The sequence below is a fragment of the Acinetobacter terrestris genome, from assembly GCF_004331155.1.
Lineage (GTDB): Bacteria > Pseudomonadota > Gammaproteobacteria > Pseudomonadales > Moraxellaceae > Acinetobacter > Acinetobacter terrestris.
The window spans coordinates 1-12,876 of the sequence record NZ_SJNZ01000022.1 but is presented as its reverse complement, the minus strand read 5'-3'; the positions used below and the strand labels follow the sequence as shown (position 1 = coordinate 12,876).

The following is a 12,876-nucleotide window of genomic DNA, read 5'->3' as shown; positions in this document are numbered from 1 at the left end:
AAGTTGCGCACATGACAGCAGATTGTTGTAATTTTGGCTAGCTATTTTTTATACGATTTTGTAACGGTTTGGCCAGCCAGTACGGATTTTTCGGAGAGAATTTCCCCGCATACAGATTTAAAATCTGTTCTAAATCCTGTTCATAATTTCCCGTTGGTTGAAACACGCCTAAGCAGTAAATGGTTTTATGGTCATAATCAAAAGCAAACATCACAATCGGGAGATTGGCACCCACGGCAATACGGTAAAAACCACTTCTAAACGATTTAGCCTGTTTGCGCGTTCCTTCAGGCGCCATACCGACCCAGATCTGGTTTTGAGTATCAATAAAGTCGATAATTTGCTGAGTTGTGCCTTGTTGAATACTGCGATTGACGGGAATCACGCCAATCCATTCAAGTAAAGGTTTAAGCGGGGTCTTAAACAAAGTGTGTTTGCCAAAAATGGTAATTTTAATGCCCAGCCCGAGCAATGCAGTAAAACCATGCCAAGCATCTATATTGGAGGTATGGGGAGAAATAATCGCGACGGCTTTGGGCAGGTTGGGAAATTCACCTTCAAAACTCCAGCCTTGGGCAAGAAAGATTTTTTTGAAAATAGTTCGGCTTAAGCGGCTACCGCGAGCCGGTACTTGATCGGGCAAGGTTGGGAAATGTGCTGACATAGTTTTTATCGACCTCCCCGACAAAAGGTTATCGCATTTTAATTATGTTAAGCTTTTGTTAAATAAGATGCATTGGCAAAATATTAACTCCAATTCAGCTTGCTTGATAAAAATAATCAATCCAATTTTTGATCATAAGGGCACCCTATGCCGCGTACACCTAACATTTATATTTTGTTGTTCTCTTTATATTGGGCGCAAGGTTTACCTGTTGGTTTCATGACGCATGCTTTACCGGTAATTTTACGTGCCCAAGGCGTATCACTGGCACAAATTGGCGGCTTTGGATTATTGATGTTGCCGTGGTCGATTAAAATTTTCTGGGCGCCTTTAGTTGATCGTTTTGGCTACTCAGCTTTTGGACATTATCGGAGCTGGATTGTTCCGGCCCAGTTATTGAGTGTCATTGTACTCATCGGCTTATCATTCCTGCCGATCCAGGCTTTGAATCAACCTGCGTATCTATTGGCATTTTTTGTGGCTTTACTGAGCATGAATCTGGTCGGTGCCACCCAGGATATTGCAACCGATGGCTTAGCCGTCAATATGCTTAAAAATGAACAGCAGCATTGGGGCAATACTTTTCAGGTCATCGGCTCACGGCTGGGTTTTATTGTCGGGGGCGGGGCGATTTTATGGGCATTGGACTGGCTGGATTGGCAAATCACTTTTCTAGTTTTGGCCGGACTGGTTCTTTTAAATACATTGCCTGTTTTATGCTTTAAAGAACCTGTGCGATTCAAGTATATTCAGCACACAGCTGACAAAGAGGCATTTAGCTGGAGCAAAGTAAAAAGTTACCTGTCGTATTTTTATCAAAGCCGTAGTCTGGCTTTATGGCTAGGGGTACTGACCACTTTTAAAATTGCCGACGGTTTAGCCGGGCCTCTGCTAAAGCCTTTGATGGTGGATCTAGGCCTGACATTTTCCCAAATTGGTATTTATGTGACCATGCTTGGGGCGTTGGCTGCATTAATTGGGGCGGGACTTGCCGGACTGAGCCTGAAGTATATTTCCCGTGCCAATGCGCTGCTGAGTTTTTCTGTTTTGAAAATTTTTAGCTTGGCTGCATACACATGGCTGGCTTTTCAATATGAGGCACAACAGTCAATTAAACCGTGGATGATTTATTTGATTAATGTAGCTGAAGATATGATTTCAGCGATGTTGCTGGTGGTGATTCTGACTTTGGTGATGCAATACAGCCGCAAACACGTGGCAGGAACAGATTTTACTTTTCAGGTAGCGCTGATGGCGACGGTGAGTGGGGGCCTATACAGCCTAAGTGGAATATTGGGTGATTTTTTGGGCTATGCAGACTATTTGCTTTTAATCAGCCTGATTGCCGTGATCTGTTTATTTCCTATTGTGCGCTGGAAAAGCACACTGGAGTAATTCAATAAAAGCTTTTTAATTCAATTAAATATCTATTTAAAATCTAAACATTAAAAAAGATAACTAAATAAAAATTAAATCATTTTCTTAAATATTTCTAAACAGTAACATCTGTTACAAAATAATTTAGGGGAATTTAACAATGAAAACCAAAATTGCAGCAGCGATTGCTTTAAGCCTATTAGCAGGCTCTACTTTTGCAGCACCAACATTCTACGGGGAAATCGATGCAACTGTAGATTACCTACCAGAAAATAATGCGAATACATCTGACCGTGATGTTGTTGAACTCAGTTCAAATAACTCATTTATTGGTTTAAAAGGCGAAGAAAAACTTAACGATCGTCTAAGTGCTTTGTATCAAGCTGAATTTACTTTTTATGTAGATGATGGCGAAAATGGTACAGATGTCTTTGTTCCACGAAACTTGTTAGTCGGCCTTAAAGATGAAAAATTAGGGGCTTTAAAAGCCGGTAAAATTGATACGCCAGTGAAACAGTTATCTGCAACTGTAGATACCTTTAATAATTACATTGAAAATTCAGCTGATGTAAACGGTATCTTGGCCGGTGAAAACCGTATTGATAATGTTCTTGTCTATGAGACACCTGCATTTAAAATTGGTACAGGTAAATTAGAAGCCAAAGCATTATTGGCAACAGGTGAAGGCGATACGATTAAAGCAACTAAAGGGGGCAGCAAGGTTGCCGGTCGTGGTTTAGGGGATTCATGGTCTACTTCTGTCACCTATACAGATAATCTGTTTGTAGTCGGTTTGGGTTATGACAAAGCCATTCCGAGCCGTTTTAACGGTAAAGGTTTCTTAAATGCGACATCTACAGAAAATACTGTAGCTCTAAACCAGACTATTGAAGCCGATACGATTCGTGCAATTGGTCGTTTAAATTTAGACAATGGCTTGTCTTTAAGAGCCCTTTATCAGAGTTCAGATGTAGGTCGTCCAAGTGCTAACCCTGCTACAGCAGCTTTAGCAAATACGATTGATGATGCTCAAGGCTGGTTGTTGGGGGCTGAATATAATCTTCCAACGGCAAAGGCTTGGACTGTAAAAGCGCAATATAGCCAAAACACTACAGCATTTAAATCGAATGCAGTCGATACAAATGACTTTGAAGCAAAACAAATTCTTGCAGGTCTTGACTATGCATTTAACAAGCAAGTGAAAGCATATGGCTATGCAGGTCAATTAACACTTGAACAAGGTTCTAAAGAAGATAAACAACCTGTTGTCGGTACAGGTGTAGAATATAAATTCTAATGGGTATTTAGATTTAAAAGGCGATGCAAACATCGCCTTTTTTATTACGGCATCAAATATGGGTTAATGAAAATCGACAAAGAATCATTATTTTGATAACAGGCTTATAACACCTAAAACTTGATCTAGACTTAAGTGATGGCCGAATGGGGGTGTAAACCTTGGAAGATTGTGCGGATATAATTATGCAGATCTGCCAATAATGTTGTGCTGAAACGTGATAAGCATATTCAGGAAACAGCATGATCATGAATGTTTTCGGTGCTACATTAACCCACAAGATTTGTGAGGTATTAAAATGACAATTCGTGCTGTTTTATTTGATCTGGATAATACCTTAACCCATCGTGATCAAAGTATTTTGGCATATAGCCAACATTTGGCGAATACCTATCAGCAGCAATTACAGCAAGTTGAGATCAGCCAGATTCAGTCGATTATTCGCCGTATTGACAATGGGGGCTACCCTAAAAAAGAATTACTCACTCATCCGAGTATTGCAGCTTCCGTGGCTTATGCGCTACAGCAAGAACTGAATTGGAACAGTCTGCCTGATTTTGAAGAACTTACTCAATTCTGGTTTCAGCAATTTGGATTATCTGCGGTTGCCATGCCAGGCGCGAATAGTCTGTTAGCAGAATTAAAACAGCAAGGTTATAAACTGGCGGTGGTTTCCAATGGGGGACATGCCACCCGTTTAACCATTTTGCAAGGCTTGGGTTTTAGCCATTATTTTGATGAAATTATCAGTTCTGAACTGGTCGGTATCAGCAAGCCAAATCCTGAAATCTTTCTGCATACCAGCCGGCAATTGGATGTTGCACCACAAAACTGTCTTTTTATTGGCGATCATCCAGTCAATGATATACAAGGCGCGACCCAAGCGGGCATGCAGGCTTTATGGCTTAAAGGTTTTCATGAGACTGAAGATCATAAGTCGATGAATACGATTCAAAATTTAGCTGAAATTCAGCAATATTTATAAGGTTTATTGTCGTTTATCTATTTTCAGAAAGGGAAGTCACATTGATACAGATAAAAAAAGCGACTCTTTCGAGTCGCGCTGAAAATGGTAATTAAGTTTAAAGAAAGGTTTAAAAATCAGCTTAAAAAATAGTTTCTTCCGAATTGGCAGAAATTTTATGGATAGACAAGTCCGCACCACGAAATTCATCTTCTTGGGATAAACGGATGCCCATGGTGATTTTGAGTGCACCGTAAACCAGAAAGCCGCCAGCAAGTGCAATCGAGATTGCCAGTAGTGTGCCAATCATTTGCGAAATCATGGAAACATTGCCGAGTCCGCCTAACCATTGCTGTCCGAAAACACCCACGGCCAAGCCGCCAAATGTTCCGCATACGCCGTGCAATGGCCAAACACCAAGTACGTCATCGACTTTAAGTTTATTTTGCGTATAGGTAAAGAGTTTCACGAAGATCACGCCTGCAACTGCTCCAATTATAAGCGCTCCAACTGGATGCACCACATCAGAACCTGCACAAATCGCCACTAAGCCCGCTAAAGGACCATTGTGTAAAAAGCCCGGGTCATTTTTGCCCATGAAGTTGGCAGCAACGGTTCCACCGACCATCGCCATGAGCGAGTTAATCGCCACCAGACCTGAAATAGCATCCAGACGTTGCGCGCTCATCACGTTAAAGCCAAACCAGCCTACGATTAAGATCCATGAACCCAAAGCAAGAAAAGGAATGGAAGAGGGTGGATGTGCGCTTACTCGACCATCTTTTTTATAACGGCCGTGACGCGCTCCCAGTAAAATGACGGCAACTAAAGCGATCCATCCGCCCATGGCATGCACCACGACAGAACCGGCAAAGTCATGAAAACTTGCACCAAATGTGCTTTCTAACCATTGTTGCAGTCCTAGGTTGCCATTCCATGCAATGCCTTCAAAGAAAGGGTAGATCAAGGCGACCAGTAATAAGGTGGCGATGGCTTGGGAACGCATTTTGGCGCGTTCAGCAATACCGCCAGAAATAATGGCAGGAATAGCTGCGGCAAAGGTCAGCAAAAAGAAACAGCGCATCAGGTTATAGCCATGATCTGCGGCTAAAGTTGCGCCAATATGGAAAAAATGTTGCCCATAAGCAATGTAATAGCCAACAAAAAAATACGCGATGGCTGAAATAGAGAAGTCAGTCAGAATTTTGCTGAGTGCATTGACCTGGTTTTTATGTCGTACTGTGCCCAGCTCCAAAAATGCAAAACCTGCATGCATGGCTAAAACTAAAACTGCACCAAGAAGGAGAAAGAGTAAATCAATATTTTGCATATTTTAGCCCCATTTTAGTGCTGTTTTTCACAAAAAGGAGATCAGTATATCGAGGCATATAATTTGAGGAAGGGTTTTGAAAAAGGAAAATATTGATCATTCATCTAAAAAAATGCTCAAGACTCGATATAAAGCAAAGCCTGATTTTTAGATGCATTTTATGCACCAATTTGAGGCAAAAGATTTAATTTAAAGTATATATAAATATATGATTACTAAATTAAATTTAGGACTTATGAATTCGCCTATTTTTTCGGCGTTTTCCCATGGCACTGAATAGTGGCAATGTGATTGATCTAAAATATTAAAAATAATTTAAAGATGATTTGAAGATAATTAAGCAATGCATTGTGATGAAGCCGTTTTAGCTGCTTTTATCATCAATGAGGGTGCGTTTTAAAAATTATACTTTAACCAAATCTAAATTCGATCTGATGTAGAAACTTATACGGTAGAGGAAACTGAATATATTTAAACCAGATAAGATGAATAATTAATCAATACGGGATACAAAATCCATAACGAAATGGTAGTTTTGGTTTTGATATCACAGTTTTAACCCTAGAAGATAAGTGCTCATTTTATATTGTATTTTAAGGTTTAAAGATGAAACGGAGTATGCTCGCATTACTGGCACTGATTGGTTTTAATACCTTTGCAGCAGAAGGAACTCAATTTGACTGGGGCTATGCTGCGCAGACTGCACCGGCACAATGGGGCAAAATCAAGCCTGAATATCAAGCCTGCGAAGGGGTCAATCAAGCACCGATTAATATTGATCAAACCATATCCGCAACACTGCCTGCTTTAAAATTAAATTACAGCTCAAAAGCGGACACCATTATCAATAATAATCGTACCGTGCAAATCAATTTTGCTCAGGGCAGTACTCTCGATTTAGAGCAAAAAGTCTTTCATCTGAAACAATTTCATTTACATAGCCCAAGTGAAAACACCATTAAAGGAAAAAGCTTTGCCATGGAAATGCATCTGGTGCATGCCACTGAGCAAGGCGAGTTAGCGGTTATCGCTGTGATGTTTGAAGAAGGCCAGGAAAATAAAAAGCTGAAACAGCTCTGGAAAGAATTACCGAAAAAAGCAGGCAATGCCGTACAGTTGAAACATCAAGATTTTGCTGCTGCATTCTTACCTGAAAAGTTGGATTACTATCGTTTTAATGGTTCTTTAACCACGCCGCCATGTTCAGAAGGGGTGCGCTGGATTGTACTTAAAGATATTCAACACGCATCGAAACAGCAGATTCAGGCATTTTCAAGTCTGATGGAACATCCGAATAACCGTCCTGTGCAACCGACCAATGCACGCCTGGTTCTTGAATAATTGCATCCCAATAAAAAAGCAGATCATATGATCTGCTTTTTTTTAAATGCTGATCTGTTTAGTGCAAGATTTTATTCAGGAATTGCTGAGCGCGTTCACCACGCTGGGTATTAAAGAATTCATCCTTGGTACAGTCTTCAACAATTTTACCTTGATCCATAAAAATCACGCGATTTGCGACCTGACGGGCAAAGCCCATTTCATGGGTCACACACATCATGGTCATGCCTTCTTTGGCCAGCCCCACCATCACGTCTAATACTTCGGTAATCATTTCAGGGTCAAGTGCCGAGGTCGGTTCATCAAACAGCATGGCAATCGGGTCCATGCTTAAGGCACGGGCAATCGCCACACGTTGTTGTTGTCCACCGGAAAGCTGTGCAGGGAATTTATCCGCCTGCGCACTGAGTCCAACACGGTCTAAATACGCCAAGCCTTTTTTCTTGGCTTCAGCTTCAGAACGTCCCAAGACTTTAATCTGGGCAATGGTCAAGTTTTCAGTAATGGTCAAATGCGGAAACAATTCAAAATGCTGAAACACCATGCCGACGCGACTACGCAATAAGTTCAAGTTGGTTTTCGGGTCTTTAATTGAAATTCCGTCGACCGTGATATTGCCTTGCTGGAAGGCTTCCAGACCATTGACCGTTTTAATTAATGTTGATTTCCCCGAACCTGAAGGACCACAGACCACCACCACTTCACCTTGGCGAATTTGCGTCGTGCAATCTGTGAGAACCTGAAATTTATCGTACCATTTACTCACGTTCTGAATGTCGATCATCACTTTGTTATCATTCATACACGTAACCTTCTTTGTAATTTTTTAACAGCATAAGTGGCCAAAAGACTAATGGTGAAATACACCAAACCTGCAAATAAAATGTACTGGGTCAGCAGCGACATCAGGTCACCACGAACATAATTGGTTCTGAAAAAGTCCAGTAAGCCGATGGCATAAACCATGGTGGAATCCTGGAATAAAATAATGGTTTGTTGCAGCAGGAGCGGCGTCATTTTGCGAAAGGCTTGCGGCAAGATAATCAGTCGCATCGATTGTCCATAACTCATGCCTAAAGCAGAAGCCGCTGCGGATTGTCCACGCGAAATGGACTGAATGCCGGCACGCACAATTTCAGAAAAGTAGGCCGCTTCAAACAGCATAAAGGCCACAATACTGGAGACCAGCGCGGTATCAATGGTCAGGTAATTTCCTGTGACTGCAGTATAAAAAAAAGGTACCGCAAAGTAGAACCACATCAGCACCAACAGCAAGGGAATGGAACGGAACAGGTTCACATAACCTTGTGCAATAAAGTTAAAAACCTTAATGGAAGATAAACGCATTAAAGCCAGTATCGTGCCAATTAAAATACCACCGACTGTGGCAATACAAACCACTTTTAAGGTGATGCTGAAACCATGCCATAGAGCAGGGCCAGAGAGTTGTAAATCATTTAAAAATGCAGAGAGCCATTCCATTATTTGCCTCCTGCAATTAAACCGGGTACATGCAAGCGTCTTTCCAGCAGGGTCATTGCCGAGATTAAACAGACGTTAATCACAATGAAAATCACGGTCACAATGGTATAAATCTCGATGGTATTTTGCGTATATTCACTGATGGTTTTCATCTGGGAAATAATTTCCGCGACCCCCACGAGTGAAGCGACTGAAGTATTTTTGACACAGTTGGTCAGCTCTGAACTGAGTGGCGGCAAAATGGTGCGAAAGGACTGCGGTAAAATGACGTGGCGGTAAAGTTGAGCAGTACTGAAACCCATGGCATAACCGGCATTGACCTGTCCAACCGGCAAGGCTTCAATGCCTGTACGTACCTGTTCACAGACCCGTGCAGCGGTAAATAAACCCAAACCGACACTGGCAGAAATTAGCGCCGTGGTATTGGCACCCAAGTCATTAATCCACCAACTGCGAATGGCTGACGGTAAAAAGTTGGGAACCACATAAAACCAGATAAATAATTGAATCAGCAAAGGTACATTACGGAAAATGGTGACATACGCCGTTCCGATAGCGCGGGCAGTTTTGCTTGGCAAAGTCCGCATGATACCCAGAATGCTGCCCAAAACCATGGCAATGGTCCATGCAACAAGCGCAATCACCAACAACCAGCCCAGACCAATTAAAACCCATTGCAAATAGGTACTGTCACCGACCCCTGTGGATTGCCACAAAACACTCCAATTCCAACTATAATTCATAGTGACTCCACTGAAAAGTCAGGTAAAAATCTCTTTTACCTGACTTTGAAAGTATGTTGTTTTAAAGTTTATTGATCGCGATCGTGTGGAGTAGCAATTAACGCTTTAAGCTGATCTGACATTTTGAAGTTTAAATTGATATTTTTTGGTGGAATAGGTTGCTGGAACCATTTCTCATACATTTTGTTTATTTCACCCGAACTATAGGTGGCTTTAATCGCATCATCGACCACTTGTTTAAAGCCTGTGTCGCCTTTACGCAGCATACAGCCATAAATTTCTTGAATGGGTGCAGTGCCGACAATTTCCCACTTGTTCGGATCCGAAGCTTTAGATTTTTCACCGGCAAGCAAGATGTCATCCATCATAAAGGCAGCGGCACGACCGTTTTGTAGCATCAGGAATGATTCTGCATGGTCTTTGGCAGAAATAATTTCACCAATGCCAAGCTCTTGCTGATGCTGACGGATATAACGCTCAGATGTTGTTCCAGCTGTAGTTACCAGTTTTTTGCCTTTCAGATCGGTGAAATCTTTGACGCCTGAATCTTTAGCGGTAAGCAGACGCGAACCCACTTCAAAGAAACCGACAGAGAAATCAACCTGTTGCTGACGTTCTTTATTGTTAGTAGTTGAACCACATTCCAAATCAACGGTGCCATTTGAAACCAAAGGAATACGGTTTTGACTGGTCACCAGGTTATAGCGAATTTTCAGGTCCGGCATATTCAGTTTTTGTTTAACCGCTTCAACCACTTTTAATTGCAGGTCATGCGCATAACCGACCGGCTGATTTGGATTGTCGGCAATATAAGAGAACGGAATAGAAGAATCGCGATAGCCCAACACGATGGTGCCAGATTTCTTGATTTTATCCAGGGTGCCTGAAGATGCCGTATCTGCACCGCTGGCAGGTTGGTCATTTGAAGCAGGAGCTTTATTGTCGCTACAAGCCGTTAAGCCAAACATAAAGGCGCTTGCGCACAGTAGCGAAGTCAGGGTGCGTTTAGAGGTCATGTACAAAACTCCTTTTGTGTATTTTATTCATCATTTGCTTATGGTCTTGGACTGATCCATTTATCAAGTTATGCACAAATGATGCTGTTGTAATTATTCATGCAAGACTGCATCAATTTCATCTTAAGCGAGTTATCTAGTATTGCTCAAGCAAAATTTATGCAGAATTTGTTAATGATAAATGTTTAGGAAATAACCATTTTTTAGCCAAAACCCCGTATAGCAAGCGACTTTAACTACAGCAGGAAACATGCCAGAGTAAGTTCCTTATTTTGACTTGCGACTAAAGTTCAAGGCGGTTTAATTTGAACAAAAGATAAAAATATCCAGAACCCATGACCATTTAACTTAACATCTGACTATTCAGCGCTTTGGCCCAGCGGCAACATTTACAACGTGAACATTGCTGATCCGGCTTGGAAATATAATCGACATGACCGCAATACATGCAGGCATAACAGGTGTCCGGTTCTACTTGAGTGGTTTGCTGATACTGTTTGGGGAAAAGCGGCAGGCCATAACGTATTTCATCCGGTTTGAACAATAAAATACTAAATTTACCATCAGTTTCCAGTAAGCCGGCACGTACCTGACCCAAATGTTCGATGCCTTGCTGACGCATTTCAGCAAAGAATTCATCATGCGACATTTTGCCGCGTTTAATCTTGTCCAGAACCAGTACCCCATCTTCTACAATATAAAGCGACTTTCCTTCGATTAAGTCTTCGAAGGGTTGGTATTTCATCATCAGCCAGGTGGTCAGGCGATACAGGATAATGACAATACTCATGATCAGCAGCGCCTGGATCAGCGGCAGATCTTCAGTGAACATCGGGTCACCGGCAATGGAACCAAGGGATAAAATAATCGCCAGCTCGAAAATGGACAGTTGCCGAATACCCCGTTTCCCGGTTAAGCGCAGAAAGATCATAATCATGATAAACATGAGAATTACACGTATGGTGATTTCTGCGGCAAATGTCCACGTGGTGTCATGAATAAAGATACTGGCCCAATCCATGTATGCTGTTCCTTTCTATAATTGCTTCATCATTCTTTTTATACTATGCACCAGTAGAGCAGGGTGTATGTTTATAGTTCGGTAAAGAACTGCCAGTATTTGAGTAACTTAGTTAATTGAAAATAACCGGTATGAAAAAATAAAAAGATGAATAAGCCAATAAACCAATTTGTAGTTTTAAATTTCACACGCGGGACGCGGCATAAGATAATCTAAGCTGAAACATTGTGATGGCAGGTGCTGCGTATCAGGCATCATCTTTCCAGCTAATCCTTTAATTTGCTTGCCATACACTTGTCTGTCATTGAGTCAGGAATATTGCTATAGTTTTTCTTTTGCTTTTTTCTTCCCTATGTCTTTCAATTTAAAAACCACGGTTCAGCCAGATGCAGAGCTTTCGCCCCAGCAGAAAAAGCTCAATCGTCTGATTGAAAAAATTGAACAGCAAAAAGTAGACTTGGCAGCATGGGAAAAAGCTCAAAACGACATTCAACAATATGCGCGTCAAACTTTGGTGCCGGTGTATAACGAATTGCACACTGTATTGTTTCAGCAGCTTGAACAGTTATGGAAGCACTTACATGGCGGTAAATTTTCAAAAGCTGAAGTCGTGCTGCTTGATGAAAAAATCCAACATTTTGCGGCTTATTTAAAAGGCTCCAAAGCCTTGTCTGAACAAGAAGCCAATACAGTCGAAGAAATTGATACCTTCTACCAGCAATATGCAGAACATACAAACGCGAAAAAAGCCAAGAAAAAGCCTTTAGCTGAAACAGATTCCGGGTTTGAAAGCGCTGAATCAGATGCAGATGAAACAGCATTTGATACTTTCGGTGATTGGGATAATACAAAGCACGAACAGCAACGCGAACAAGCCAAACTTAAAAAACAACAAGAGAAACGCGAGCAAGCAGCGAAAATGGCAGAGCAGTCACTGAAAACGGTGTATTTAAAAATTGCAGCTGTTATTCACCCTGACCGTGAGCAAGACGAAAGCAAGAAACTTGAAAAAACTGAAATGTTGCAACATGCCAATGCCGCTTATGAGCAGCAGGATTTGTTTTATTTACTCAAACTGCAAATACAAATTGAGCAGAATAGAGGGGCAGCGCAAAAAGGTTTAACTGCAGATCAAATCAAGTTTTATAAATTGGCACTTGATGCACAAAGTCAGCAGCTCGATAGCCAGATAGATGACATCATTGATTCATTGGTCTGGTCAGAGAATGCCAAAATTGCCGTGCAAAAGTCCAAAGGGAAAGTTCAAATTTCGGATTTGTATAAGCAAATTGATGCGGATACCGCAGCCATTAAGCAGCAACTAAAATGGGAAAAGGAACGACTGAAATATATGAGCCGTGTGAAAGGGATAGAGATGTTGTTAGAGAATGGGGTGATTTAATGCTTTTCTCCCTCTCCCTTTGGTCATAGGTATCTACACAATTTCCGAGCTTTGCGTTAAATTGAAGAGCATGCTCTTCAATTTAACATCTCTGGCCTGGATCAGCGTCTTGTCAAACGCTATAACAGCCTTGTAAAACTCAATATGACTCCTCTTGCTTCACTTGCTCCCGCAATCAAAGACCTGGCCTCTACCCAAAAGTCGAGTTTCTCAACTACACAGGCAGTTTGGCGATTCCT

The 12,876-nt window shown here is 41.5% G+C and carries 12 protein-coding genes; 5 read left to right on the top strand and 7 right to left on the bottom strand.

Annotated features, from left to right (window positions below):
- Window positions 1-37: 37 nt before the first annotated feature.
- Window positions 38-664, bottom strand: a complete 627-nt coding sequence (locus E0H81_RS12040) for a 1-acyl-sn-glycerol-3-phosphate acyltransferase (RefSeq protein WP_131319189.1) — start codon at window positions 662-664, stop codon at window positions 38-40.
- A 147-nt stretch (window positions 665-811) separates the two neighbouring features.
- Between E0H81_RS12040 and E0H81_RS12035 the strand changes: the two genes are divergently transcribed.
- From E0H81_RS12035 to E0H81_RS12025, 3 genes are all read left to right on the top strand, one after another.
- Window positions 812-2,059 carry an MFS transporter gene (locus E0H81_RS12035; protein ID WP_131319187.1) on the top strand — a complete coding sequence of 416 codons (1,248 nt, stop codon included), beginning with the start codon at window positions 812-814 and terminating at the stop codon, window positions 2,057-2,059.
- A gap of 142 nt (window positions 2,060-2,201) precedes the next feature.
- On the top strand, window positions 2,202-3,338 hold the full coding sequence (locus E0H81_RS12030) for a porin (protein ID WP_131319185.1): 1,137 nt from the start codon (window positions 2,202-2,204) through the stop codon (window positions 3,336-3,338).
- A 298-nt stretch (window positions 3,339-3,636) separates the two neighbouring features.
- Window positions 3,637-4,323 (top strand): HAD family hydrolase, encoded by a 687-nt coding sequence (locus tag E0H81_RS12025; protein WP_131319183.1) that lies wholly within the window; start codon window positions 3,637-3,639, stop codon window positions 4,321-4,323.
- 121 nt (window positions 4,324-4,444) lie between these two features.
- Here the strand turns inward: E0H81_RS12025 and E0H81_RS12020 are convergent, their stop codons facing one another.
- Window positions 4,445-5,632 (bottom strand): ammonium transporter, encoded by a 1,188-nt coding sequence (locus E0H81_RS12020; protein WP_131319181.1) that lies wholly within the window; start codon window positions 5,630-5,632, stop codon window positions 4,445-4,447.
- 606 nt (window positions 5,633-6,238) lie between these two features.
- Here E0H81_RS12020 and E0H81_RS12015 point away from each other — a divergent pair.
- Window positions 6,239-6,973, top strand: coding sequence for a carbonic anhydrase (locus tag E0H81_RS12015; protein ID WP_131319179.1), 735 nt, complete (start codon window positions 6,239-6,241; stop codon window positions 6,971-6,973).
- A gap of 58 nt (window positions 6,974-7,031) precedes the next feature.
- On the opposite strand, the gene E0H81_RS12010 is transcribed toward E0H81_RS12015, so the two are convergent.
- From E0H81_RS12010 to E0H81_RS11990, 5 genes are all read right to left on the bottom strand, one after another.
- The gene (locus E0H81_RS12010) at window positions 7,032-7,757 is read right to left on the bottom strand and encodes an amino acid ABC transporter ATP-binding protein (protein ID WP_171255174.1); all 726 of its coding nucleotides are present in this window, start codon (window positions 7,755-7,757) and stop codon (window positions 7,032-7,034) included.
- A 14-nt stretch (window positions 7,758-7,771) separates the two neighbouring features.
- Window positions 7,772-8,455, bottom strand: a complete 684-nt coding sequence (locus E0H81_RS12005) for an ABC transporter permease subunit (protein ID WP_131266940.1) — start codon at window positions 8,453-8,455, stop codon at window positions 7,772-7,774.
- Window positions 8,455-9,198, bottom strand: a complete 744-nt coding sequence (locus tag E0H81_RS12000) for an amino acid ABC transporter permease (protein ID WP_131319177.1) — start codon at window positions 9,196-9,198, stop codon at window positions 8,455-8,457. Before E0H81_RS12000 ends, E0H81_RS12005 begins: the two co-directional genes overlap by 1 nt.
- Before the next feature lie 68 nt (window positions 9,199-9,266).
- Complete coding sequence (locus tag E0H81_RS11995; RefSeq protein WP_131319175.1) at window positions 9,267-10,214, bottom strand: transporter substrate-binding domain-containing protein; 948 nt, start codon at window positions 10,212-10,214, stop codon at window positions 9,267-9,269.
- 343 nt (window positions 10,215-10,557) lie between these two features.
- Entirely contained in the window at window positions 10,558-11,235 is a 678-nt protein-coding gene (locus E0H81_RS11990) for a DUF421 domain-containing protein (protein ID WP_131266934.1), read from the bottom strand.
- A 352-nt stretch (window positions 11,236-11,587) separates the two neighbouring features.
- On the opposite strand from E0H81_RS11990, the gene E0H81_RS11985 reads away from it, so the two are divergent.
- Window positions 11,588-12,637 (top strand): molecular chaperone DnaJ, encoded by a 1,050-nt coding sequence (locus E0H81_RS11985; RefSeq protein ID WP_131319173.1) that lies wholly within the window; start codon window positions 11,588-11,590, stop codon window positions 12,635-12,637.
- Window positions 12,638-12,876: the final 239 nt, after the last annotated feature.

What these genes read in the sequence shown, in the direction of transcription:
- E0H81_RS11985 (WP_131319173.1), top strand. Translation starts at nt 11,588, where the DNA reads ATGTCTTTCAATTTAAAAACCACGGTTCAGCCAGATGCAGAGCTTTCG.
- E0H81_RS11990 (WP_131266934.1), bottom strand. Translation starts at nt 11,235, where the DNA reads ATGGATTGGGCCAGTATCTTTATTCATGACACCACGTGGACATTTGCC.
- E0H81_RS12030 (WP_131319185.1), top strand. Translation starts at nt 2,202, where the DNA reads ATGAAAACCAAAATTGCAGCAGCGATTGCTTTAAGCCTATTAGCAGGC.
- E0H81_RS12035 (WP_131319187.1), top strand. Translation starts at nt 812, where the DNA reads ATGCCGCGTACACCTAACATTTATATTTTGTTGTTCTCTTTATATTGG.
- E0H81_RS12040 (WP_131319189.1), bottom strand. Translation starts at nt 664, where the DNA reads ATGTCAGCACATTTCCCAACCTTGCCCGATCAAGTACCGGCTCGCGGT.
- E0H81_RS12015 (WP_131319179.1), top strand. Translation starts at nt 6,239, where the DNA reads ATGAAACGGAGTATGCTCGCATTACTGGCACTGATTGGTTTTAATACC.
- E0H81_RS12005 (WP_131266940.1), bottom strand. Translation starts at nt 8,455, where the DNA reads ATGGAATGGCTCTCTGCATTTTTAAATGATTTACAACTCTCTGGCCCT.
- E0H81_RS11995 (WP_131319175.1), bottom strand. Translation starts at nt 10,214, where the DNA reads ATGACCTCTAAACGCACCCTGACTTCGCTACTGTGCGCAAGCGCCTTT.
- E0H81_RS12025 (WP_131319183.1), top strand. Translation starts at nt 3,637, where the DNA reads ATGACAATTCGTGCTGTTTTATTTGATCTGGATAATACCTTAACCCAT.
- E0H81_RS12000 (WP_131319177.1), bottom strand. Translation starts at nt 9,198, where the DNA reads ATGAATTATAGTTGGAATTGGAGTGTTTTGTGGCAATCCACAGGGGTC.
- E0H81_RS12020 (WP_131319181.1), bottom strand. Translation starts at nt 5,632, where the DNA reads ATGCAAAATATTGATTTACTCTTTCTCCTTCTTGGTGCAGTTTTAGTT.
- E0H81_RS12010 (WP_171255174.1), bottom strand. Translation starts at nt 7,757, where the DNA reads ATGATCGACATTCAGAACGTGAGTAAATGGTACGATAAATTTCAGGTT.